This is a genomic window from Nitritalea sp. (genome assembly GCF_054166705.1).
Genome location: NZ_JBSZCV010000009.1, coordinates 129,687 through 154,442, shown reverse-complemented (window position 1 = coordinate 154,442; position 24,756 = coordinate 129,687). Strand labels below are relative to the sequence as shown.

Sequence of the window (24,756 nt, the reverse complement as noted above, 5' to 3'; positions counted from 1 at the left end):
TAGATAAATAATTCATTCATGCCAACAAAATATACTTAAAATAAAACCATCTTATTGTGAACATGTCGATAAACTTGAACCCATCAGTTAAATCATATTCAATACTATTAATAGTAATATTTTTTTCTTGCGTATCCAATCAAAAAGTGCTTCAGCAATGGGCTGGAGCCAATGAGAATGAGTTACTTGAGAAGTGGGGAGATCCTGATAGAATAGATAGAGAGGGAAATACTGATATTTGGATTTATGAAAGATTTGGTAATAAGTTACCAGGTACTACAGGGGCTAGATCTTATGATAAAAATGATGAAGAAGGAAGAAAATACGACGAAAATGATGGGGTGAAATTTATCATTAATCGGACTACAAAGACTATAATAAAATATGAATTAATTGGGTGGTGATTGAGGTTTTTTCACCCCACATTGAGGTATTTTTACTACATATTGTCCATTAATAAAATTTAATTAAATTGTCATTAAAAGTGTATAAGTTATCAAATAGCGCTCTTATTTACATTTTAGGGACATTTGTGCTTTTTTATCCCCAGCCCGTGGAAGTGGTATGTGTTTTGACTAAGCATTCCTAACTATCACTTCGAACATTATGATTCAGCGTCTATTAAGCTCTTCCACATTGCCTTCCCGCAGTGAAATCGAGCACGCAAAGACCATCCTCGTAGCCGCCCTGCTAGTAGGGAGTATTTCTTGGTCCATTTATTACCTTTTCTGGGTTTCCCCTGAGCTTTTAGCTGAAAATTCGCGCTGGAGCTTGCAGTTTCAGCAGGGAAAAGCAGCTTGGGCCTGGACACTACTCACCCTAAAAGTGGGATTGTTTGCCTGGTTTTTTCTTCTTTTCCGACGCTATCGCCCCCAGCAAGTAGCACACAAAGACCAGCTTCCAAGTCTCACCGTCATTGTCCCTGCTTATAATGAAGGCCAACAAGTCTTGGCTACACTGGAGAGTATTTTCGCTAGCGACTACCCCGTACAGCGTCTACAAGTAATTGCCGTAGATGACGGAAGTGAGGATGATACCTTAATGTGGATTCGACATGCAGGACAGCGCTTTCCACAGCTCACCGTTTTGGCGCAGCCAAAAAACAAAGGCAAACGTGCAGCACTCTACCGCGCTATCCGTCAAGCGAAAGGAAGTATCATCGTGACGATTGATAGCGATTCTCTTGTGCGTAAAGACACACTGCGCCATCTCGTAGCCCCCATCGTGCTAGATGCACAGTGTGGTGCCGTGGCCGGCAAAGTGGAGGTGCTCAATAAAAAGGCTGGCGTGCTGCCCAAAATGCTGGCAGCAAGCTTCAGCTTTAGCTTTGGCTTCATCCGCGCCGCGCAAAGTGAAGTAGATACAGTGCTTTGCACCCCTGGTGCCCTGTCTGCATATAGAAAAGACGCCGTCGATGCTTGCCTGGAAGCTTGGTATCATCAAACATTTTTAGGCCGCGTAACCACCATAGGAGAGGATAGAGCGATGACCAACTTGATTCTCAAGCAGGGCTATACCGTGAAATTTCAGGCGAATGCGGTGGTAGAAACCATGGTGCCGACCGACCTGAAAGGGCTCTCACGCATGTACACACGCTGGGAGCGAAGTAACGTACGCGAAAACATCCATCTGGCACGCTTTGTTTTCGGCCCATTTCGTGCCCAAAAGGCAGGCGCGCGCTGGCTCTGTCTCAACCAATGGCTGAAAATGCTTTTGGCACTGCCTATGTTCGGGCTTTATGTCTTGTTTTTTTTCTGGTCACCGCTCTATATGCTCGCCCTGACCCTTCTCAGCGCCAGTTTGCTGACCCTTGTGCCGATAGCCTTTTGTGTGTGGATAGAACGGGACTGGAATGGGCTTTGGCTGCTGCCATATAGCCTCCTGTATGCCTTTACACTTGCCTGGATAAGCTCTTACGCACTTCTCACCGTTCGAAGGGGAGGTTGGTTGACGCGTCAACAGCCCCTTTCGTCTGGAACCAAAAAGCCTGAGCCAGTTTCTCTTTCTGTTCCTGCTTAAGTGAACTCCCTCAAGCAGAGGGAGAGAGCACTTCCTGTCCTTCAGCATGATCGATAGGTGCTAAACTGCCTGCCAGGCGGTAGCTCTTCATACAGTCTGCGGTCATACAGGAGTGCACCGGGAGTATGCCTAGGTGCCCGCCTATTTTCAAGCTGCGGCACCAGGCTGGGCTGCCCTGTATAAGCCCATGCTCCTGGCTGATGGATTTAACATAGGGGGTCTGGCCTTCGGCAAAAAATGTCCAATGGCCATCCGATTCTAGACGCACCACTTCACCAAAGGAGCGACCAGTGGCCACCTGCAAAACATCTTTTGAAAGGTGAACTCCTCCGCCGTGCACCAAGACTTCTCCGCGATCCGCCCGTATATCTACGATAGGGCAGGCCAGGGCGATGGCGATGTCCTCCCGCACGCAGCTGCCGATGGCGACCTGAGTCAAGTCATAAAATTGATAATTGCCGGGCCCAATGCTGTCAACTGTGCCGAAATCGCTGCGGATAGAGGCACCTGGCGTGTCCCCAATGCGGGTTTTTAGCCCGGGGTAGCTGCCCCTAAACTGATTTTTCAGCCCTTCTAAGGCTTGAAGGGTCTCCTGATAAATAGCCTCCACATCTCCCGTGTAGGTATGGCCAGGATGTATGTAAAATCCTTCGAAATGGAGCTGGGGGCAGGTGGCGCTAAGCGCCAATATCCGTTCTATCCGTTGCACATCATGGTGAAAAACACCCGCACGCCCATAGCCGGCATCGATTTCGATCCAAAAGCCCAAAGGAACCCGCAAGTTCTCGACACATGCCTGGACAAAAGCCTCATTGACAACTTGTACACTTAACGGACATCGGGAGGCAAGTTGCTGGATTTCAGGAAGCAGGGCTGGGGAAAGGGGGAATGCGATATGGATCGATTCCCAAGTGTCCTGCCCCATATAAGCGGCCAACCTTAACGAAGAAACGGTGATCTTTTTACCACCAAGGGCTTTGTGCCATGCCCCCACCTGACGGGACTGCGCGGTCTTAAAATGAGGGACTAATTCCACTCCCCGTTGATCGGCTTTCGCTTGCATACGTCGCAGATTTCTTTGGCAGCGCTCGCCATCCAGTAGGAGGGTAGGGGTATGAAAAGGGAAGGAGGTCTTATTTGGGGACATAAAAAAGGGCTGTTCTCGTTTTGATTCTCTTTATCTCCTGAAAGTACAAGACCTAGAGAAAAGAAACAAATCAAAAAGGAACAGCCCAGAAATTAGTCTGCGGTAAGGGGATTATTGAGGAAGGTCGTTCCCCATAAACTCATTGGGATTGGCCAGTGGAATGGTCGCCCCCCACTTCTGGTTGATGGCCCGAATGAACTCATTCGCTACGAATGCATGCGCGCGCGCGTTCGGGTGCACACCGTCCAAGCTGAAACCTCCATTGGGAGGAGTGATCGAAGCTGTGAGCGGGATATTGCCTGCACTAACCTGACCGTTTAAGGTGCGCGTCAGAAGATTGTTCACATCCACGAGCACTAAGCGGTCGTTTTGCGCTGTTACGGCTGCTGCCAAAAGACCATTGAAGGTATTGATTTTGGTCTGCACCTCTTCTTGCTCGATACGCGTCAGTACAAAGCTATCTTCTACCGGGAAACTCACTCCTCGAACAAGCTGCGGATTATTGTTGACAGGCTGCCCTAAAGCTGTCGAAAGCTGAAGTACAGGTTTATCCGTGGCATTACTTTGGCGAATAGAAGGAAGCCCGAAGCTACTCAGATCCGTAAGGAAGCGATCTTCCATGAGAAATCCATTTTGGCCCGCCACGAAGCGAATTGTCCGGAGCTCTCTTTCGGCGGCAGTGATGACCCCTTGGGCCTGAAAGGCCAGCAGCGCATTGTTATAATCCGAAAACTGGCTCGTCACGAAAGCTGCCGTAGGACCATCTAAAGGAAGTGCATTCCAAGGTACCAAGTTAAAGAATGGCAGCACGTCCAAATTCGGGATGTTCGCCACCGCGCCCTTTGCGGCTGGGTTTGCCTGAAGAAGTGCACCTAGGGCGGCATTTAGACGCATCTGAAAGTCAGCATCTGAAGTCAGGATGGCAGGGTTTGCCGCACCCCCTGTCGCATATCCAAGTACATCGTTATTGCCTAACCAAAAGGTGAAGAAAGTGCCTCCCGATGCAAGTGCCGCAGCGGCATCCCCGATAACGGTGCTTTGGCCAGGAGCACTGGCAAAACGGGCATAAAGAGGGTTAAAGGCTGGGTTTTCCGGGGAAGCAGGCCCCCCTAAAAGTGGGGTGAGCGCTGTTCCAAGTGTAATGCCCGGAACCCCAAAGTTATCCAGATCCGCGCGATCACCTGTAAAAGGCGCTGGAATATCTCCCGGTCCGATGGGGGCTGGGGCGGGCGCTCCTGTCTGTGGATTCGTTTGCAAAACCAATCGGCCCAAAGGCTGCCCCCCTGGCCCTAAGCCAAAAAACCCATTTTCCGAATTGATGTCCGGCAGGCGTGCCGAACGTCCACCCACAGCAATGGATTGCTCTGCTAAAATGACCGAAAAGGAGTTTTGCTGGCCACGCGTGTAGAGTGCGCCATCCATAAATCCCGCTGTAAGTGAATTTCCAACATTGATAATGCGGGAAAGGTCTACGTCTCCGGAATCCGGTGGCGCTACTGTGGTATCAGGAAACTCATAAGTACACGACACAGCTGCTAATAGGGCCGCACCGAGAAGTGTATAGTTTAGATTAAATTTCATAGTCGGAATTAGTTAAATAGCTCATCGAAAGTGATGGATACATAATAAATCGCACCAATAGTAGGTCCTCCGAAATTCAGGAAGTAACGCTCGTTAAAGATATTCGAACCGCCTACCTTTAAAATAGACTTCATGGAAGGGAGGCGATAGCTCATCTGAGCATCTACCGTATGCACCTCCGGCACATCGCCGATGGCAAAACTGGACTCCCAGCGGAAGGCAGACTGATACCTGTAGGCGACGTTAAAGCCGAGGTTACGGGTCAGTTTACGATTACCGAAAATAATGTTGAACTTATGCTCCGGCGTGTTAAACTCAGCTAGGAAATCTTCTCCCACATCTGTGATGAGCCTGTTGAAGTTATAATTTCCAGAAATCGTGTAGTTCTGCGGCAGGTTATACTGTAGACCGATAGCGGCTCCATGTGCCAGGATATTTCTTCCCGTGATATTGGTATAGGTCTGGAAAGTGTTTTCCTGCCCTGGAGTCGTGATCGGCGTCAGAAGCGTCGGCGCATTGAGCGCATTGATCGCGAGCTGCTCCGCGTTAGCAGGAACTGGAAATACAGGTCCCGGAGCACGCCGTACAGAAGAAAGCGTAATAAAATCATTAAAGATATTATAGTAATAGGCGGCGTCGATTAACAGGCGATTGTTCGCTAAAAGACTCTTATAGCCCACCTCTATCGAGCGCACTTGCTCTGGACGTAGTTCAGGAATCAACTCCTCCGTAGCCGGCACAAGAAGACTAGTAGCAGCTGGAGAAACAGGACTGGCACCAGCACCCACAGCCGCGATATACTGGTTCACAGAAGCCTGTGTAAAGGAATTCGTGAAGATATCGTACTTCTCGCGGTAGAAAGGAAGTCCTCCGATAAGACGTGCCGAAACGACATTCAGGTCAATATGCTGTGCCTGAGTAGTCGGCATACGGAAACCAGTCTGATAAGAAAGGCGGATGTTATGATTGCCTTCCGTGAGTACTCCTGAAATCCGTGGGCTAAATTGGCCGGCGAAGTTCTCATTTTTATCGTAGCGAATCGAACCGGTCACTTTAAATTTATCAGCAAACAAACGTTTGGACGCTTGCGCAAAGCCGCCCCACTCAGAAATCGTAATGTCATTTCCCTCCACATCTGCGAAGATGGTTCCGTTCGAGCGCAAGTCGAAAACGCGATACTGTGCACCTACCTGCAAGTCGATCCAGCTTATTTCTTCACTGAAATCGTACATCCCCTCGAGCATATTCATGCGAGACTGATCGTTAAAGAGTGCTCCTTGTGGAATCACATCGCCTCGCACCTGCGCTACAGCCGCATCAAATTCCGGAGTACCTGGCAAAAGACGTCCTGTATCGGCCACGCCACGGGCAAACTGATGGGCTGCCGCCTGCTGCTGAGGGCTACCGAAAGTACCTGGCGCTACCCCTTGCTGTGCGAGTGCCGCCATATAGCCGATGGTGTACTCTCCGAACCAAGCACTGTTATCCTTCCAAAGCTGATTGACATTCACACCTACCAAGTCGGCAATAAAGGAATCACCCGAATTTTCGATGGTGGTATAGGCACGCACGAAGTAATTGGCGCCTTTCAGCTCTAGTTTATGCTGCTGAATGTCAAAATTCGCTAAAGAATAGCGCTGTGCGCCGGTGTAGACTGTTGTCCCTGCCCCATAGTTAAAGGTATACGAAAGCTCATTGCGATCATTCAAGCGATAATGTAAGGCGGTATTTACCTTATAGTTTGACGCCCCGTAGTCCACTAAAAAGCGTTCGTCATAGCCTGTTCGTGACACCACTTGATCAGGGATACTGCCGATAAAGCCGCCCAAACCGAGCTGCTGAGCCTGCTGCTGGATGGCGCCTACATTACGTAATAAGCCTATGTTGTTCGCCACTTCATCACCGAAAACGTGCACGCGGTCAGCACCTGGGTTAAACGGCAGGTCTCCCTGCGCGCGAAAGTTCAGGTCTGTCTGGTCGGTACCGTACCAGTCTTCTGCACGCATAAAGGAAGCATTTACCTTAAAAGCGAACTTGTTATTAAAGGCTTTCGCGTAACGAATAGAGCCCTCGAACATGGGCTGCGGACTAGTAGGTTCGCCTGGACGTCCATTGAGGTGGTTGACTCCCTGCTTGTAGAAAGCACTGAAGCCCTGATATTCGAAAGGGTTTTTTGAGTTCACTAATAAAATACCATTGAAGGCATTAGGCCCGTATAGGGCCGAAGCTGCTCCAGGAATAAATTCTAAAGACTCCACATCCAGCTCAGAAGGACCGTTTAGGTTGCCGATGGGGAAATTCAGCGCCGGTGCCTGAGTGTCCATGCCATCCGTTAACTGCACGAAGCGCGTATTTCCGGTCGAATTGAAACCTCGAGCGTTTACGATTTGAAAATTGATAGAAGAAGAGGTCACATCCACGCCCTTTAAATTCGCGATGGCCTTGTAGTAGTTGTCCGAAGGCGTATCGCGGATGGCGAGAATATCCATTTTCTCGATGGAAACTGGAGACTGTAGGATGCTCTCCTCCACACGGGAGGCAGAAACCACCACTTCTTGGCCAAGTAGCGTCTGTTCGGCCAGGTCTATTCGTAGACCACTCACCTCAGGCTGGGTAATTTCGATTTCCTTCGAGGTGTAGCCCACCATGCTCACGACAAGTGTAAGCGGAGGTGCCTGATTGACCCGCAAGTTGAAATTCCCCCGCGCATCGGTCACCGTACCGATCACTTTACCCTTCACCAAGATATTTACCCCGATCAAGGTTTCATTTGTACCTGTTTCCAGAACCGTTCCAGAAATTGTGGTGGTTTGAGCAGTGGCTACTTGAAAACTCATCAGCATAAATACGCTAACAAGCAAGCTCCATCTCCCCATGTAATTGGTAAATGTTTGCATAGGTATTTTGGGTTTAACGTTGGTCGGGAGTCAGTGCTTTCCTTATTTCCTTAGGAAAAAGCCCACTTATCCCATTACAATTTTGTTAAAATACCTGATATCTGCAATGCTCTTTTGTTAAATTCAGCGTAGAAAGAGTAATATTTTTTTACGCTACTTGATTATTCAAATTAAATCCTTGTTTTTCAATACATTATGCATGCATACTAATTTGCGGGTGCAAAAAAAAAGCCGAACTACATACTCTGTAGTTCGGCTTTTCGTTAGCGAAATCTTTGGTTTTACTGCTGACTGTTACGCTTATTTTCTTCGTTCACATGTTTCACCAAACGATCGCAGAGGTCTTTCATCTCTTCTGACATGTACTCGTCACCGGTAGCATTCAGGATGGTTTGGGCCATGCCCCCGATCACATCGATATAAAAACGCTTCATCTCGGCTACCGACATGTCATCTGTCCACAAGTCGATACGCAGGGTTGAGTGATTTAAGTTGTCCCATACATTTAAGCTTACGCTGCGTGTGCTCTCCATGCCAGCACCCTCTTTATCAGAGGCATCCCAAAGGATCTGCTTGGGCATGTTTTTTTCATCTAATTCAACTTCGAAATTAATCGTAGACTTTTTCATCGGTAGTAAATAAATTCTTGGTCAACCGAAAAAACGGTGGGTGTAGTAAATAAGTTCAGCGTAGTCTTTAAAATGTCATCTCAGGAATGTCGCCGTCCACGAGCAGTTTGCCCTCGGTTTTTGCCTGTATTTCCTCTACCGACACGCCTGGGGCGCGCTCCAGCAGTCGAAACCCACCTTCGGGCATCACTTCCAATACGGCCAGGTCGGTCACGATCTTTTTGACACAGCGAATGCCGGTAATCGGTAGGGAACACTGCTTGAGGAGTTTGGACTCACCGCTGCGGCTGCAGTGCTGCATGGCCACGATAATATTTTCTGCAGAGGCCACTAAATCCATCGCTCCTCCCATGCCTTTCACCATCTTGCCCGGGATCTTCCAGTTCGCGATATCTCCATTTTCGGATACCTCCATCGCCCCCAAGATGGTCAGGTGCACATGGCCCCCGCGAATCATGGCGAAGGACTCTGCAGAGCTAAACAGCGCAGATCCTTTTGTCATGGTAATCGTTTGCTTGCCCGCATTTATTAAATCCGGATCTACATGCTCTTCAGTAGGGAAGGGGCCGATGCCTAAAAGTCCATTCTCGGACTGGAGCACTACCTCCAGCTCATCTGGAATATAATTGGCCACCAAGGTCGGAATGCCGATGCCCAGGTTGATATACTGACCGTTTTGTACCTCTCTGGCGATACGCTGCGCGATTTGATCTTTTGTTAACATGCTTGGTTCGGGTTTTTAGGTGGCTACATTACTTACGCGTAGTTCTCTGCTCGATGCGCTTCTCATAATTTACGCCTTCGAATATACGCTGCACGTAAATGCCCGGCGTATGGATGGCATTGGGATCGAGCGTACCTGCTGGCACTAATTCTTCTACCTCTGCGATGGTGATCGCTCCCGCAGCCGCCATCATGGGGTTAAAATTCCGTGCGGTACCTTTAAAGATTAAGTTGCCCGCCGTATCTCCTTTCCACGCTTTTACAAAGGAAAAGTCCGCCTTCAGCCAGCGCTCCATCAGGTATAACTTACCATCAAATTCGCGCACCTCCTTGCCCTCGGCTACCTCCGTGCCCACACCGGCGGGAGTAAAAAAAGCCGGTATGCCGGCACCCCCTGCACGAACGCGCTCGGCTAATGTCCCCTGAGGAATAAGCTCTACCTCCAGCTCTCCGCTCAGGAGCTGCCGCTCAAATTCCGCATTCTCGCCCACGTAGCTGGAGATCATTTTGCGCACCATGCGCTTTTTTAACATCAAGCCGATGCCGAAATCATCTACCCCCGCATTATTTGAAATGCACGTTAGGTTCGTGATATCCCTGGCCAGGAGGGCCTGAATGCTGTTTTCAGGAATGCCTGAAAGCCCGAAGCCTCCCAGCATCAGCACGGCGCCGCTGTGGACATCCGCCACCGCCTCCTCTGCATTTTTAACGGTTTTCGTAATCATAGTAGCGTGTATTAGGTTATTTGCGTTCAAGTAATCGTTTCGCCTGCATGCGGTCTTTTTCGAGCTGCTCTTTTAGGGCTTCGAGACCATCAAATTTGCGCTCCTCGCGCAAAAAAGCCACCAGGTGCACCCGCACACGACGATCGTATAAGTCACCTGTAAAGTTAAAAAGATTTACCTCTATGCTGCGATTAATTCCATTAACGGTGGGTCTCCTGCCGATGTTTAGCATGCCGTCGTAAGCATCCCCTTCTACTTGGATGCGAACCGCGTAGGCACCTTCTCCAGGGACCAACTTATAATCATGGGGGAGATGTACATTCGCTGTCGGAAAACCGATGGAGCGCCCGACCTGCTGGCCTTTAATAATAATGCCGTTTAACTCATAGGGAGCGCCCAGATAATCATGGGCCGTCTGCACATCGCCGCGTAAAAGTGCCTGCCGGATTTTGGTGCTCGAGATCCCGATGTCCTCGATGTCCTCGCGCGTGATCTCTTCCAGCGCGAAGCCAAAACGAGCTTCATTCTCCCGCAAGTACGCAAAAGAACCTGCCCGATCCTTACCAAATCGATGGTCGTAGCCGATGACTAACTTGTGCGTGCCGATGGTGTCGATTAAAATACGCTGCACATAGTCTTCTGGGCTGAGCTGCGCAAATTCCCGGGTAAAGGGGATGGTCAGCAGGTGATCTATCCCATTTTTGGCCAGCAGGGCCGCTTTCTCCTCAAAGGTACTCAGCAGGCGCAGCTGGTGGTCATCCGGATAGAGCACGAGCCTAGGGTGTGGCCAGTACGTGATCAGCACCGTTTCTCCCCCCACTGCATCGGCCTGCTCGCGGATGCTACGTAAAATTTTTTGATGCCCTTTATGCACGCCATCGAAGGTTCCCGAGGTGACGATGGGTTTTTGTAGTGGGCGGAAACTACTTATTCCCTCATAAATCTGCATGTGCTCTTCTTGCTTTAAGTCGCGTAATCAGGGCAGGTAGTTCCTCCGCATCCGCCAGCGTATAGGCACCGATGGCTGTCCGCACCAGGCGAGACATGTACGCACCCACGCCGAGGGCTTCCCCGATGTCGCGCGCTAAAGACCGGATATAGGTGCCTTTCGAGCAGCGAATGCGGAGCGTAATTTCAGGCAGGGCGCAGGCGAGCAGTTCCAGCTCAAAAATCTCCACCGGCCGCGGCTGCAGCTCCACTTCCACCCCTTTCCGCGCGGAGGCATAGACCCGTTTGCCATCCACCTTTATCGCCGAATGCTGCGGAGGAACTTGCTCGATCGCACCCCGAAAGCGACTGAGCACCTCTTCCACTTGGGCGGCAGTGATGCCACTAGGATCAGCGACGGGCACTACTTCTTTCTCCAGGTCGAAGCTTTCGGTGGTGGCCCCCAGCACGAAGGTAGCCTCATAGGCCTTCTCCTGCGCCATATAGGAATCGATCTGCTTGGTCATTTTACCGGCACAGATGATCAGCAGGCCGGTGGCCAAAGGATCTAGTGTGCCCGCATGCCCCACTTTTTTTACCTGTAAGGCATGGCGAATTTTCTTGACCACATCGAATGAGGTCCAGGTATGCGGTTTATTGACTAAAAACACCTCTCCATATGGAGTGGGTGTAGGACTGGTTTCTGACATCATTAGGCATTTAACCCGACCACTAGGGCGATGGTTCCGACGATCGCGCAGTAGATCGCAAAATAGGTGAGTTTACTTTTGCGCACCAGCGCAATCATCCACGTGCAGGCGAAGTAGCCGGAAATAAAGGCAAAAAGGAAGCCTACGGCCAAAGGGGGAAAGCCTTCCGTGGTGTAGCTGAGTGCACCATCCAAAATATCTTTGGCGATTTTTCCGAATATCAGCGGCACCACCATCAAAAAGGAAAAGCGCGCCGCCCGATTTTTATCGATGCCCAGCAGTACAGAGGTGGAAATCGTGGCACCTGAACGGGAAATCCCCGGTAACATGGCCACTGCCTGTGCCAGCCCGATGATCGCTGCAGCGCCGAAGGAGACTTCCTTTTCCGTGTGCTTCGCCCGATCGGCCAGCAGCAGTAAGGTGGCCGTCACCAAGAGCATGCCACCTACAAAGGCGATTTTGCCCCCGAAAAACTGCTCCAGCTGCTCATCGAAGAACAAACCCACGATCACGGCGGGAATCATGGAAAGCACGATTTTTAAAGAAAACTTGAACTCATCATTCCACTTAAACTGAAACAGCCCGCCCGCTACCTCAGCCAAATCTTTTCGGAAGACAAGCAGCGTGGCCAGCGCCGTGGCAAAATGCAGCACCACCGTGAAAAGCATGCTTTCTTCAGGTACAGCCTCATCGCCAAGCAAGTAAGTCGCGATTTCCAGATGCCCGCTGGAGGAAACAGGCAAAAACTCGGTCAAGCCCTGGATGATTCCCAGGATGACAGCATCTATAAGATCCATAAATGTATTCAGAACGCCTTAGGCATCCGTTTTCTTGGTGTAAAAAATAGCGTAAAACTGAAATAAAAAGCCCCCAAGCGTCAGCACAGGCCCTAAGGTCAGTCCTAAAAAGCCAAATCCATGCGGCTCTCCATCCAGTGCCGTCAAGGTGAAGCCTAAAAGGATGATCGCTAGGCCGATGAGCATCAGGCGGTAGTTGTCACGCGTAAACGCAAAGTGTTTTTTATCCATGGTTTAATACAGTTCGTCTAAGGACATATTTAAATATTTATTTACGGCCGAAAGGGTGCTGAAAAAGGACAGTAGGGCCCCGGCCAGCACCAAGCCACCAAAAAGCCCGAGAAGCAAGTTGAGCTCACTCAGCAGGCTAAAGCCATCGATCTGCTGCTGGGTGTACAGAATCAGGCCATACAGCAGCAGGGAAGAGATCCCGCCCGCGATGGCACCATACACGAAAGAACGGGCCAAGAAGGGTTTCCGGATAAAGCCCCGGGTGGCGCCCACCAGCTGCATGCTGCGGATCAAGAAACGCTGAGAAAATAAGGCGAGTTTAATCGTGTTATGGATGAGCATGATCACGGTAAGCACTAAAATCAGTACAAAGCCAGCCATCACTAAGGAAACCTTGACCATGTTTTGGTTGATGGCTTCCAATAAATCATTCATATAGCTCGTTTCGAAAACTTCTTCCATCTTTTCGAGGCTGGCGCTGATTTCTGCCAGCTGATCGGCCGTTTGAAACTCTTCCGCCACACTAAAGGAGATGCTGGCACGCAGGGGATTATCGTCGAGAAACTGCATGAAGTCTTCTCCGGTATCAGCCAGAAATTTTTCTGCCGCCTCTTCTTCAGTAGTAAAGTGGATGAGCGCTTCTCCTTCCCTTTTTAAAACGTAAGGCTGGCTAGCGATGCGCTGCTGCACTTGGGCATACTGCTGCTCACTTAGGCCCTTTTTCAGGAAAACCTGCACCTCCACATTTTCGCGGATGAGCGAGCTGAGCACTTTGGCCTGGATGATAATCAGGCCGAAAAGTCCCACGATAAACAGGGAAAGGGTCGTACTGAAAAGCACGGATAAAAATTTAAAGCGCCCTAAGCGGGTCTTTTTTCTGGCTTTTGTGCGCATGCGTTACCGATCCATTAGAATTCCAAAAGTACGTTTCTTTCTTGAATATTGCCAATTCCTTTCTGTTAAAGAACCTTAGCGGCGGAGGGTCTTTTCCAGCGGCCAGGGCAGTACTGCACTTCCAGAGATCACGTACACGCTATCCGCTAAGGATATTTCCGGTACATGCAGGCCCGTGAAGCTCCCAAAGGCCGGCACGATCAGCTGATTCCCCTGGCGCAAAAAGCAAGCCATTCGCAGCTGCTGCCGCCCGCGCCCCTGTACCCGGAAGCCGGGATGCACATGCCCGCAGAGGATGAGACGCTCTCCAGCAGCTGCTGTAGCCTCCCCCTTTTCTAGGGGTGTATGCCGCAGTATCAGTTGGCCCAGGGCCAAACCTTCCGCATGAACCTTCAGGGGGCTGCCTGCATACAGCTGCGGCGGTAAAATATCGTGATTGCCTCTGATAAGGTGCCAGTTTAGGGCCGGAAAATGGGCGATAAAGTCCATAAAATCCTCCCAAGCGCTGTTCCAATCACTATGAAAGAGGTCTCCCAGAAAATACACGTGCTCCACCGGGTAGCGCGCCAGCAGCGCCGCCAGCCGCTGAAAATCGCCGGCATGCACCTGCTCGGGAATGGGAATGCCGGCCTTGCGAAAATGCGTGGCCTTACCGAAGTGGGTGTCTGCCAGGAACAGCGCACGGTGGGTAGCAGACCAAATGGCCTTTTCCGGCAACAGCGAAAGCGCTTCACCGAAGAGATGTAAAGAATATGAAGTGGTGGATGGGGACACGTGAAACAAAAGCCTTGGAAATCGGGTACTCTTTCTAACAACAAGATTACTGCAAAAATGAAGCAATTAAAAATTTTTATCCTATTTCTATCTGTGGTGGGTCTCCAGCTACTCGCTGGACAGCGGGCCGAGGCCCAAAGCGCGGGGGATATCCTGGGCGTCTGGTGGACACAAGATAAGGATGCTAAGGTGGAGCTTTTTCAGGAAAAGGGTAAATTCTATGGCAAGCTCGTCTGGATCAAGCCCGATCCAGAGGTGAAGGAGCCTGTTTTAGATGAAAATAATCCAGATAAAAGCCAGAGAAGTCGCCCCCTGCTGGGTATTCGCCTGCTGGAGGATTTTCACTTCAACGGGGAGCGCTATGAGGGAGGAACAATTTATGATCCGACGAATGGCAAGAAATATTCCAGTCATATGACGCTGAAAAACCAGCAGACCCTCGAGCTACGCGGCTATGTGGGCGTCTCTTTCGTCGGGCGCTCGGTGACCTGGACACGCGCATCGGAAAGCCACTGAGCGTATTCCTTAATCTTGCCTCCGGGAGAGAGTAAAAAAAATGAGCCGGGGATCCACCTTCCCCGGCCCAAACCAGTACGCTAATCTAACAGGTACGCTACGCTGGTACGCGATGCGCCAGGGCGCAAAAATCACTTGGGGCTATACTCCCAAATACCCGGAGGGACTACCTCCAACACATTCCCAAAGGGATCTTCAAAGTAAAAACTTTCCAGTCCGCTGTGCCAGTGCTGCTCATGCGTGAGCTGGATTCCTTTTTTCATAAAATCCATTTTCGTCTTCAGATAGTCACGTTTAGAGACTTCGAAGGCGACGTGCTGCTTGCCGAAGGCAAAGTGAGGCGGTAGTTCTTCCTCATTTTTCGTGGCTTCGGGTAAAAAACACAATAATACAGAGCTTCCGCAGCGAAAAAACGCGTGTCTGTTTGGGCTAACGTGAATCAACGGAAAATCCAGAATCTCATGATAAAACTGAACCGCGAGTTCGATATCCGAAACATAAAGACAGGTTTCTTTTATTTGTGCGTATTTCATATTGTAAAGTACGCGAAATGCCTATTTTTTTTATGGGTAAAGTGATGTGTAGCCAAAAAATCGTTTAAACAGCGTAATCACATAGATAGATGGTATTTTTTCGCGGACAAACAGGCTAAAAGCAAAAAAAGCCCCGATAACAGCCAAAAGGCCGCATCGAGGCAATAGGAATTTGGCCTAAGGCCATGCCTAAACAGGAACTCCACTGCTCAAATAGAAAGAGCGCAGGAGGTAGCTAAGCTGTTCGTATTCAATTAAAAACGCATCGTGTCCATAGTGGGAGTGCAGCTCTCCATAGCTGCCGTAGGGCACTCCGGAGGCGATCTCCCGAGACTCCTCCGCGCTAAACAAGAGGTCGCGGTCCACACCCACGGCCAGCACCTTGGCGCGAATCTCGGCGAGTGCCTGCTGCAGCCCGCCACGTCCGCGGCCCAGGTCATGGCTGTCCATGGCTTTAGTTAACGTCCAGTAGCTGAGCGCATCGAAGCGCTCGCTGAGCTTTTGACCCTGATAGCGCAGGTAGGCACTCACCCGAAAGTGGTCTAGCTTCTCCTCCGCGTCGTTTTGCTTCGCGGCCAGATTATCGGGATGTCGGTAGGAAATCATAGCCATAGCACGGGCGGCTTCCAAGCCCTTTTTGCCCGCCTCCGGGCTACGCGTTCCCCAGCTTTGGTCGGCAGCTATAGCCATGCGCTGCGCCTCATTAAAGGCGATCAACCAAGGCCGGGACTTGGCATTTGATGCCAGGATGATGGCATGTTCCAGGGATTCCCCCAGGTGATGTGCCCACTCCAGTCCTACCTGACCTCCGAGGGAGCCCCCGATAAGCGTATGAATCCGCCGTATGCCCAGATGCTCACGCAGTAAATCTAAGGCACGCGCCATATCCCGTGTGGTAAGTTGAGGAAAATCATAGTAATAGGGCTGCCCACTGTCAGGATCCACGCTGAGGGGATGGCTGGAGCCATAGCAGGAGCCCAGCAGGTTTGCGCATACGATGTAATGCCTATCCGGATCATAAAACTTATCCTCTCCGATTAGGCCATTCCACCATTCATGCGGTTTCGCATCCCCCGTGAGTGCATGCACCACCCAGATGACATTATCCTTCTCCGGTTTTAGGTGTCCACTACAGGTATATTTCAGGGTAAACCCAGCCAGCACTTCCCCCGATTCCAGCGGAAAAGGGGCCGTGTGGTGAAAATAGTCTTCAGTCATATCCACGATGAGATAAGGCGCTTGTAGATTCATAGTTCTTCACTTAGGCTTGCTCAGGTACCTGGCGCTGTGCCACCACCTGAAAGGCCTGCTCGAAATCTGCTTTTATATCTTCTATATGCTCGATGCCCAGGGACACGCGCAGCAAACTGTCGCTCACACCTGCCGCTGCACGGGCCTCTGCGCTGAGCTGCTGATGCGTCGTGGCGGCGGGCTGAATAATTAGGGTTTTCGCGTCCCCGACATTCGCCACATGTGAAACCAGCTGAAGGGCATCGATGCAGGCCGAAGTAGCGGAGGCATCTGCCTCTAGCTCGAAACTCAACACTCCTCCAAAGCCGTGCCGCAAATATTTCTTGGCATTTTCATGGTAGGGGGAGCTGGCCAGCCCCGGGTAGTGAACCTTCCGGACCAGCGGATGTGCCTCCAGCCATTGCGCCAGCTCGAGGGCATTGTCCACGGTGCGCTGCACGCGCAAAGATAAGGTCTCGAGTCCTTGTAATAAAAGGAAGGAGTTAAATGGGCTGAGTGCCGGCCCCATGTCGCGCAGCCCTTCCACGCGTGTTTTGATGGAAAAGGCCACATTGGGAAGCCCCAGCGGATTACCCTCTCCGAAAGTATCCCAAAATTTCAGGCCATGATAGCCCTCAGAGGGCTCGGTAAACTGCGGGAACTTGCCATTCGCCCAGTTGAAATTCCCCCCATCTACGATGATACCGCCGATGGAAGTGCCATGGCCGCCGATCCACTTGGTGGCAGAAGCGGTCACGATGTGGGCGCCCAGCTTGAGCGGCTGTGCGAGGTAGCCCCCCGCCCCGAAGGTATTATCCACGACGATGGGCAAGCCATGGCGCTCGGCTACCTCTCGGATCGCGTCGAAATCGGGCACACTGAAAGAGGGGTTACCGATCGTTTCCAAGTAAATCGCACGTGTGTTCGCATCGATATGGACTTCAAAGTCGGCAGCATTCAGGCTGGAAGCGAAGCGCGCCTCGATTCCCAGCCGCTTGAAGGACACTTTAAACTGATTGTAGGTGCCTCCGTAAAGGTGCGGCGCTGCCACGAAGTTTTGCCCACTTTCTAGAAGCGTGTGCAGCGCCAGAAACTGAGCTGCCTGCCCGGAGGCCGTAGCCACCGCCGCGACGCCCCCTTCCAGCGCCGCGACGCGCTCTTCGAACACGGCTGTAGTGGGATTCATGATGCGTGTGTAAATATTTCCAAACTCTTTCAGCGCAAATAAATTCGCGCCATGCGCGGCCGAATTAAAGGTGTAAGAGGTCGTTTGATACAAGGGTACCGCACGGCTATTCGTGCTCGGGTCCGGCTGCTGGCCGGCATGTAACTGAAGGGTTTCGAATCTGTACGTTGACATAAGTAGTGGTTTATAGGATTAGGAATGTAAAGAAAGGTGAGGGGCCACAGAAAGGGCCCGTAGGAGCGGAGGTGCTTTAAACGAAATCGCCAGAAGGATAAAGACAAAAGAAAGCTTTGCCTTAGCCAAATCGCTTAAAGCATACGCATACAGCAACAGCCTTGGCTGCTACCAATAGGTAAAAGGAAAGAAATTCGAAAAGAGCCGATGGGGCTTCCCTGCGGACCATGCGATGGCCGGTTAGCTGAAGGAAGTAATGGGCTCAGGAGAAAAGGCTGCTTTGCGCGGAGCGCAAAAACAGGGGAAAGGAGGCGTGACAAACCTTCCTGCAAAGCTGGTAGGGTACAAGAAGCTTTCGCTTGGGAAATAGAGGTAAAGAAAACGTCAGGTATAAATCTCATGGTCGAAGAATTTATAGTTCCTTCGGCTGTATCAACCGATGGCAGGAATTGGCACCTTGGATTTTCCAGGTTGCCAGAGGGTCATAGAGCCTGTCTCTCGCCTCTTCTATATAAATCCCACCACATAAAAAATGCGTTAGGATGCTTCAAAGGTCTCGCATCGCGCCGATTTATCCAAGGTTTTCTCTAATTTTTTTTTCAAACCCTCTTTTTTGGCCCTCGGGCCTGTAACTTTCCCTAAAAAAATTAGTCTATTAAGAGGATGAAACAGCTGCTTGTTTTCTTTTTTGCTCTCAGCCTATACAGCGTTCACAGCCCGCTACAGGCGCAGGTACGTCACCCGAAGCGCATCAGTGCGGAGGGCAGTACGGGCTTTATTATCGCTCATGCACGCGATCTGGTGGAGGTCTCCCAGACCCAGCCTTTCGGTGGGGCGATTTCCCTGGACTGGGCGCAGACGAGCCTGCGGCAGTGGGAGCGCTGCCAGTGTCACCATTACCTAGGGCTTCGCCTGCACTATCATAATTTTAACAATCCGCAGGTTTTGGGCGCGGCACTTAGCTTGACGGCAGACTTCGAGCCCATCCTTTGGCAAAGCCCAGACCGTCGCTGGCAGTTTAGCTTGCGCAGTGGCATCGGCCCCGCCTACCTGAACCGCCTGTTCGACCCGGAAACGAATCCGGACAATACCTTTTTTTCGGCGCCTATCAGTTTTTTGTTGTACACCAGCCCGACACTCAGCTATCAGTTCAGTACCCACTGGGGGCTTTCTGCGGCATTTAACTACCATCATATTTCGAATGGCGGGCAGCGGCAGCCGAATCGGGGCATGAACTATCCGATGTGGGGCTTGGGGCTGCGCTACTTTCCTTCCGGCCATCCCCAGTGGGAGCGGCATCAAGCGGCAGCAGCTCCGCGGAGCTGGCTCTGGGAGGTGGAGAGTGGCCTGACCAACCGTAGCGTGCCCGATCAGGACCGACGGGGCCTCACTGCGGGGCTGGCTCTGGGTGCCAAGCGGCGGGTAAACAACTTGCAGTCCCTGGGCGTAGGGGTAGAATTTATTCAGGATGAGGCGTTTCGGGCGCGCCCTGAGGCGCAAAGCGGCAGTATCATCGCTCCTTTCCTGTCCCATACCTTATGGGTGGGGCGGGTGCAGTTTGAGCAGCGGCTCGCCTGGTATGCCCTTAAGCCGGAGGGCTATCAGCCGGAGGCCTTCTATCAGCGCTACCTCTTGTTCTACGAGCTCTTTCCGGGCTTTGCGGTGGGCGCCTCCCTGAAAGCCCATGCGCAGGTGGCCCAAAACCTCGATCTCCGCGTCCGTTACCAGCGTCCCTTCCGCAGGTAATCAAATAATCCCTGTTATGCTGTGATTTTTTATGTATTTTCGGCCGCAACAATTTTAACTTTATGCAGCGCATCATACGACTATTTAAGCGGTGTGGCTTGGCCGCCACGCTTTTTTTGGCCGGAGGCCTGAGTATGGCGGCGAGTCCCCAGTGGCTCCGCTACCCAGCGATCTCTCCCGATGGCCAACATATCGCCTTTACCTATAAAGGAGATATTTTTATCGTCCCCAGTGCCGGAGGGGCTGCCCAGCAGTGGACCAGCCATGAAGGGCATGACTTTATGCCGGTGTGGTCTCCCGATGGCAAGCAGCTGGCTTTCGCCTCGGATCGCTATGGTAATTTTGACGTCTTCGTCCTCAACCTGGAGGCAGGGGATGAGCGCCGGCTAACCTTTCACTCAAATGACGAATTCCCGTACACCTTTACCCCGGATGGCAAGCAGGTGCTTTTCAGTACCAGCCGCCTGGATGATGCTGCCCATCGGCAGTACCCGACCGGATCGCAGCCTGAACTGTATCAGGTAGCTGCTGGGGGTGGCCGTGTGGATCAGGTGTGGACGCTCCCCGCTGAGGCGGTGGTGTTCAGTGCGGACGGGCAGCGCATGCTGTATCAGGATAAAAAAGGCGGTGAGAATGAGTGGCGCAAGAAGCATACCTCGGCCATCACGCGGGACATTTGGATGTATGAGAAGAGCAGTGGCCAGCATCAGCAGCTGACCCGCTTTGCTGGTGAGGATCGCAATCCTGTTTTCGATCCTAAGAACCCTGATTTTTACTATTTCCTAAGTGAGCGCTCGGGCAGTTTTAATGTGTTTAAGGCGCCGATCGCCCAGGAGCAAGAGGCGCGGCCGCTGACCCGCTTTACCGATTTTCCTGTGCGCTTTTTGAGTAGCTCTGCAGATGGCTTGCTTTGCTTTAGCTATGATGGAGAGCTGTACACCCTCCGCGAGGGAGAGGAGCCGAAGCGTGTGGAGGTGAGCATTCGCCATCAGGCCACGAAAAATGCGGACAGTTTCATAAATGTGTCGGGTGGGGTGAGTGAGATGGCTGTTTCGCCTGACGGCAAAGAGATCGCTTTTATCGCCCGTGGGGAGGTTTTCGTCACGGCGGTGGACGGCAGTATGACCAAGCGGCTGACACAGACGCCTGAGCAGGAGCGCTTTGTGACCTTCAGTGAGGATGGCAAGTCGGTGCTGTATGCCAGCGAGCGTGAGGGCAAGTGGCGCATTTACAAGACTGAGAAGGTACGTGCGGCGGAGGAGCCTTTCTTCTATGCCAGCACGCTGTTAAAAGAATCTGTAGTGGTAGAAGAGGAGCAAGATGTCTATCAGCCGCTTCCTTCTCCGGATGGCAAGTGGCTGGCGTATGTGAGTGGGCGCCGCAGCCTGCGCGTTAGGCCAATGAGCGGTGGTGCTTCGAAGGAGCTCCTAGGCCCTGAGTTTTTACTGCACATGCGCGATGGCGACCAGTATTTTACCTGGAGTCCGGACAGCAAGTGGCTGCTGGCGGAGTACAACACCACGCTGGCGAATGGGGAGATCGTGTTGGTGGATGTGGCTGGCGAGAAGGCGCCCATTAACATCACCGAGAGTGGCTACAGCGATGGCCGCCCCAAGTGGGTGAATGGCGGCGAGCAGATGCTTTGGTTTACGAATCGCGATGGCTTGAAAGGCTTTGCGACGAGTGGCGGCAGTCAGCGCGATGTGTATACGCTTTTCTTCACGCAGGAGGCATTTGAGAAGTTTAACCGCACGAAAGAGGAGGAGGACCTGCTGAAGGCCATCGAGGAGGCGCAGAAGAAGGACAAGAAAGACGAGAAGAAGGACGACAAGAAGGACGAGGATAAAAAGGGCACGAAGGAGCTGCAGATCGACTTTGATGATTTGCGCGAGCGCAAAGCCCGTCTGACCATTCACTCTTCAAGCTTGGGTGATGCGGTGCTGAACAAAGAGGGGACGATGCTGTTTTACCTGGCGCGATTCGAGAAGGGGCTGAACCTGTGGTCCACGGACCTGAAGACGAAGGAGACGAAGATGGTGCAGAAGCTGGATGCCGGCTCGGGCTCTTTGGTGTGGGATAAGGACATGAAAAACCTGTATTTGCTCAGTGGGGGCAGTATTTCGAAGCTGTCGGCGGATGCTTCTAAGAAGGAGTCGATCCGGATAGCGGGCGAGATGTCGGTGGATGCCGATGCGGAGCGGGCCTACCTGTACGAGCATGTGGTCAACCGCACGAAGGGGGCTTTTTATACCTCGGACATGCATGGCGTGGACTGGGAGGCGCTGGCGCAAAGTTACGAGAAGTACTTACCGCATATTGGCAACAGTTACGAGTTTGCGGAGATGCTGTCCGAGTTGATCGGGGAGTTAAATGTTTCCCATGCGGGAGCGCGCTACAGTCGTTCGATTCCTAATGCCGATGCGACTGCAGCCTTGGGGATTTTAATCGATTATGCGCATCAGGGTGACGGTGTGAAGATTACGGAGGTGCTGCCACGGGGTCCGCTGGATCGTGCGGGGCTGAACATCGCGGCGGGCCATGTGCTGGAGCGTATCGATGGGGAGCTGTTAGCTGCAGATGCGGACTGGGCCAAGTTTTTAAACCGTAAGGCGGGCAAGTTTGTGTTGATCGACGTGCTCGATCCGGCGACGGGCAAGCGGAGCCAGCATACGGTGAAGCCGATCACTTTAGGTCAGGAGAATGCGCTTTTATACCGCCGCTGGGTGAAGAAAAACCAGGAAGAGGTGGAGCGTTTGAGTGCGGGTAAGTTGGGCTACGTCCATATTCCGGGCATGTCAGATGGTCCTTACCGGACGATTTACGAGGAGATGATGGGCAAGTACCATGACAAGGAGGGCGTCATCGTGGATACGCGTTTTAATGGTGGTGGTGACTTGGTGGCGGATTTGGCCATGTTCTTTACGGGTGAGAAGTTCATTACGTATGCGACGGAGGATCGTGTGGTGGGTTATGAGCCGACGTTCCGCTGGACGAAGCCTACTTTAGCGCTGTTTAATGAGGCGAATTATTCGGATGGGCATTGTTTTGCTTGTGGGTATACGGATTTGAAGATTGGTAAGACGGTGGGGATGCCGACGCCGGGCACCTGTTCCTTTGCGGGCTGGGAAGGGCTGTCGGATGGCACCCGCTGGGGTATCGTGCCGATATCTGCCAAGAATAAGGCAGGGGAGTGGATGGAGAATAATGAGACGGCTCCGATGTTCGAGGTGAAGAATATGCCGGGCAAGATTGATCGCGGTGTGGATCAGCAGTTGGAAAAAGCGGTGGAGGAGTTGCTGAAGGACATTCAGTAGGCGGTCATGCTTTATTAGGTACCCGAAAGGGTTTGTTAGACCCGCCCTGGCCGTAGTAGGCTGGGGCGGGTTTTTTAGTGTTCGTGGCTGTGGGGGCAGTATGCTCGGGGGGATCGGCAACTAGGGGTGGGTGCGAACCGTAGTGGTAAGTTAACAAGGGGTAATATGGGTGAAAAGTCCCAAGTTAGCAGACATAGTTAAGTGAACAGTCTCGAACAGTCGGGATAGTTTATTAAGGGCGGGAGGGATAGTTCGGGATAGTTGATTAAGGGCTGTCTAGGTTTATCGTTTTCATACTTGTAAAGTGAGCAGACACACTTGAATGAACGGTCTCCGAGCTTCGAGCTACTAGCTTCAAGCTTGTAGCTCGAAGCTAGTAGCTTATTGCTAAACTATTCAAGATTACTGTTTTCGAGTATATTCATTAAAGGCGTGTTGAGATAAAGTTTTTCTTTCCCTACTTTTTTTGAAACCAAAAACCCTTTTTCTTCTAAGATGCTGAGATAATTCCCTACAGTTTTGGGAGTTCCCAATCCTGCATCTATCAAAGATTGTCTTTTAGTGTAAGGCAATCGAAAAATAATTTCTACAAGATCTTTAGAATATATTTTGGGCAATTTTACTCGAATACTTTCAGCGGTAGATTCCATCAGTTGGGTTACATTCTCCAATCTTTTTAACCCATGATTGGCAGTTTTCTCAACCATTTCAAGCATGTAGAGGATAAACTTTTCCCAATTTTGTTCTTCAGTTACTTCCATCAAAAGTCTATAGTAATCATTTTTATGTTGTATGATATATTCACTCAAATAAATAGCAGGAATATCAAGAAGCCCTGATTGTTTAAGGAATAAGAGCAATAAAATTCTTCCTGTTCGACCATTACCATCAGCAAAAGGGTGAATCGCTTCAAACTGATAATGCATCAGCGCCATTTTGATCAAGGGATCAATTGATTCATTATCATTGATGAATTTTTCCCAATCCGCTAATTTTTGCCTGATAATATCTTCCCCATCTGGCGGAGTATATATTACTTCACCATTTGCATTTGATAGTGTAGTACCAGGAGTGTTTCTGATACCAGCTGTATTCCCTTTTATGGTTTGAACCAATTCTATGCAAAGATTGGTCGTAATAAATGGTCGTGATTCCAAGCGCTCCAAACCTAGCCAAAGTGCTTGCTTATACCTAAGTACCTCTTTAGTCTCAGGATTTTCAAATTTTTTATCTGCAATTAGTGATTGGTAAAGGTCATCATTGGTTGTAATGATATTTTCTATGGCAGAACTTGCCTTTGCTTCCTGTAGATGGATAGTGTCCAAAAACAAGGTAGGATTAGGTAAATTTCCAATAGCTCCATTCAGTTGAGCCAAAGCCCTACTTGCGGAAATTGTTTTCAAAAGTATGCTTTTGGTCTCCAATTCAATTTTTGGTGGTAAGGCGGGGAGATTATTATATGGAATTTTTCTATTGAACATGTTCAGGAACGAGGGTAAAGATTACACTTGAGAAATCAACGAGGGTAAATTTATCAATTTTTTACCCTCGTTCAAGTGACGAGGGTAAAAATTATCCTTGATACTTACCGAGCATTTACCCGAACTATCCCTAAATAGTCTCCCACAGTTTCCGGGAATTTTTAGAAAAAGAAAGAAAACGAAAGCAAAAGAAAGAAAACGAAAGGAAAAGAAAGGAAACGAAACCTAAAGCGAAAGCAAAAGAAACCTAAAAGGAAAGGAAAAGAAAGTAAACGAAAGTAAACGAAAGCAAAAGGGGAGGGGAAGGAAAGTAAACGAAAGTAAACGAAAGCAAAAGGGGAGGGGAAGGAAAGTAGACGAAAGTAAACGAAAGCAAAAGGGGAAGGGAAGGAAAGTAGACGAAAGCAAACACTATACAACCAAAGTAATGCTGGTATTTTGGAAGATATTGCCTCCAGTTGGCTTGTGATCTGGGCTTAGTTTTTTTTCTTCTATTGGTCTAGCCCCCTATAATCGGACTTT

The 24,756-nt window shown here is 50.7% G+C and carries 21 protein-coding genes and 1 riboswitch; of the genes, 5 read left to right on the top strand and 16 right to left on the bottom strand.

The window, feature by feature from the left end:
* Positions 1–62: 62 nt before the first annotated feature.
* Together ACXIT9_RS08395 and ACXIT9_RS08390 are read left to right on the top strand one after the other, a co-directional pair.
* The gene (locus ACXIT9_RS08395; RefSeq protein ID WP_458055783.1) at positions 63–404 is read left to right on the top strand and encodes a hypothetical protein; all 342 of its coding nucleotides are present in this window, start codon (positions 63–65) and stop codon (positions 402–404) included.
* A gap of 202 nt (positions 405–606) precedes the next feature.
* Positions 607–2,019 (top strand): glycosyltransferase, encoded by a 1,413-nt coding sequence (locus tag ACXIT9_RS08390; protein ID WP_458055782.1) that lies wholly within the window; start codon positions 607–609, stop codon positions 2,017–2,019.
* 10 nt (positions 2,020–2,029) lie between these two features.
* On the opposite strand, the gene ACXIT9_RS08385 is transcribed toward ACXIT9_RS08390, so the two are convergent.
* From ACXIT9_RS08385 to pdeM, 12 genes are all read right to left on the bottom strand, one after another.
* A complete protein-coding gene (locus tag ACXIT9_RS08385) occupies positions 2,030–3,166 on the bottom strand; it encodes an alanine racemase (RefSeq protein WP_458055781.1) in 1,137 nt (378 codons plus the stop codon).
* Positions 3,167–3,277: 111 nt separating this feature from the next.
* Complete coding sequence (locus tag ACXIT9_RS08380; RefSeq protein WP_458055780.1) at positions 3,278–4,747, bottom strand: hypothetical protein; 1,470 nt, start codon at positions 4,745–4,747, stop codon at positions 3,278–3,280.
* An 8-nt stretch (positions 4,748–4,755) separates the two neighbouring features.
* Positions 4,756–7,644, bottom strand: a complete 2,889-nt coding sequence (locus tag ACXIT9_RS08375) for a TonB-dependent receptor (RefSeq protein ID WP_458055779.1) — start codon at positions 7,642–7,644, stop codon at positions 4,756–4,758.
* Positions 7,645–7,925: 281 nt separating this feature from the next.
* Positions 7,926–8,273, bottom strand: coding sequence for a gliding motility protein GldC (gene gldC, locus ACXIT9_RS08370; RefSeq protein WP_458055778.1), 348 nt, complete (start codon positions 8,271–8,273; stop codon positions 7,926–7,928).
* A gap of 67 nt (positions 8,274–8,340) precedes the next feature.
* The gene (locus tag ACXIT9_RS08365; RefSeq protein WP_458055777.1) at positions 8,341–8,997 is read right to left on the bottom strand and encodes a 3-oxoacid CoA-transferase subunit B; all 657 of its coding nucleotides are present in this window, start codon (positions 8,995–8,997) and stop codon (positions 8,341–8,343) included.
* Between the two features lie 28 nt (positions 8,998–9,025).
* A complete protein-coding gene (locus ACXIT9_RS08360; protein ID WP_458055776.1) occupies positions 9,026–9,721 on the bottom strand; it encodes a CoA transferase subunit A in 696 nt (231 codons plus the stop codon).
* 16 nt (positions 9,722–9,737) lie between these two features.
* Positions 9,738–10,670, bottom strand: coding sequence for a bifunctional riboflavin kinase/FAD synthetase (locus ACXIT9_RS08355; protein ID WP_458055775.1), 933 nt, complete (start codon positions 10,668–10,670; stop codon positions 9,738–9,740).
* Positions 10,657–11,358, bottom strand: a complete 702-nt coding sequence (gene truB, locus ACXIT9_RS08350; protein WP_458055817.1) for a tRNA pseudouridine(55) synthase TruB — start codon at positions 11,356–11,358, stop codon at positions 10,657–10,659. The genes ACXIT9_RS08355 and truB overlap by 14 nt, the downstream gene beginning before the upstream one ends.
* 2 nt (positions 11,359–11,360) lie before the next feature.
* Positions 11,361–12,155 carry an undecaprenyl-diphosphate phosphatase gene (locus tag ACXIT9_RS08345; protein ID WP_458055774.1) on the bottom strand — a complete coding sequence of 265 codons (795 nt, stop codon included), beginning with the start codon at positions 12,153–12,155 and terminating at the stop codon, positions 11,361–11,363.
* An 18-nt stretch (positions 12,156–12,173) separates the two neighbouring features.
* Complete coding sequence (locus ACXIT9_RS08340) at positions 12,174–12,386, bottom strand: DUF3098 domain-containing protein (protein ID WP_458055773.1); 213 nt, start codon at positions 12,384–12,386, stop codon at positions 12,174–12,176.
* A 3-nt stretch (positions 12,387–12,389) separates the two neighbouring features.
* Positions 12,390–13,280: a cell division protein FtsX gene (locus tag ACXIT9_RS08335; RefSeq protein WP_458055772.1), complete on the bottom strand. Its 891-nt coding sequence runs from the start codon at positions 13,278–13,280 to the stop codon at positions 12,390–12,392.
* Between the two features lie 75 nt (positions 13,281–13,355).
* Positions 13,356–14,054: a ligase-associated DNA damage response endonuclease PdeM gene (gene pdeM, locus ACXIT9_RS08330; protein WP_458055771.1), complete on the bottom strand. Its 699-nt coding sequence runs from the start codon at positions 14,052–14,054 to the stop codon at positions 13,356–13,358.
* A 57-nt stretch (positions 14,055–14,111) separates the two neighbouring features.
* Here pdeM and ACXIT9_RS08325 point away from each other — a divergent pair, with 57 nt between their 5' ends.
* Positions 14,112–14,570, top strand: coding sequence for a DUF2147 domain-containing protein (locus ACXIT9_RS08325; protein ID WP_458055770.1), 459 nt, complete (start codon positions 14,112–14,114; stop codon positions 14,568–14,570).
* 131 nt (positions 14,571–14,701) lie between these two features.
* Here ACXIT9_RS08325 and ACXIT9_RS08320 read toward each other — a convergent pair whose 3' ends face one another.
* The 3 genes from ACXIT9_RS08320 to ACXIT9_RS08310 form a co-directional block, all read right to left on the bottom strand.
* Positions 14,702–15,103 carry a VOC family protein gene (locus ACXIT9_RS08320; protein ID WP_458055769.1) on the bottom strand — a complete coding sequence of 134 codons (402 nt, stop codon included), beginning with the start codon at positions 15,101–15,103 and terminating at the stop codon, positions 14,702–14,704.
* A gap of 189 nt (positions 15,104–15,292) precedes the next feature.
* Positions 15,293–16,354 (bottom strand): homoserine O-acetyltransferase family protein, encoded by a 1,062-nt coding sequence (locus tag ACXIT9_RS08315; protein WP_458055768.1) that lies wholly within the window; start codon positions 16,352–16,354, stop codon positions 15,293–15,295.
* Positions 16,355–16,364: 10 nt separating this feature from the next.
* Positions 16,365–17,693 (bottom strand): O-acetylhomoserine aminocarboxypropyltransferase/cysteine synthase family protein, encoded by a 1,329-nt coding sequence (locus ACXIT9_RS08310; protein ID WP_458055767.1) that lies wholly within the window; start codon positions 17,691–17,693, stop codon positions 16,365–16,367.
* 409 nt (positions 17,694–18,102) lie between these two features.
* Positions 18,103–18,211, bottom strand: a riboswitch (SAM riboswitch).
* A gap of 145 nt (positions 18,212–18,356) precedes the next feature.
* Between ACXIT9_RS08310 and ACXIT9_RS08305 the strand changes: the two genes are divergently transcribed.
* Positions 18,357–19,439 (top strand): acyloxyacyl hydrolase, encoded by a 1,083-nt coding sequence (locus ACXIT9_RS08305; protein ID WP_458055766.1) that lies wholly within the window; start codon positions 18,357–18,359, stop codon positions 19,437–19,439.
* A gap of 62 nt (positions 19,440–19,501) precedes the next feature.
* A complete protein-coding gene (locus ACXIT9_RS08300) occupies positions 19,502–22,753 on the top strand; it encodes a S41 family peptidase (protein WP_458055765.1) in 3,252 nt (1,083 codons plus the stop codon).
* 392 nt (positions 22,754–23,145) lie between these two features.
* Here ACXIT9_RS08300 and ACXIT9_RS08295 read toward each other — a convergent pair whose 3' ends face one another.
* Positions 23,146–24,234, bottom strand: coding sequence for a Fic family protein (locus tag ACXIT9_RS08295; protein ID WP_458055764.1), 1,089 nt, complete (start codon positions 24,232–24,234; stop codon positions 23,146–23,148).
* Positions 24,235–24,756: the final 522 nt, after the last annotated feature.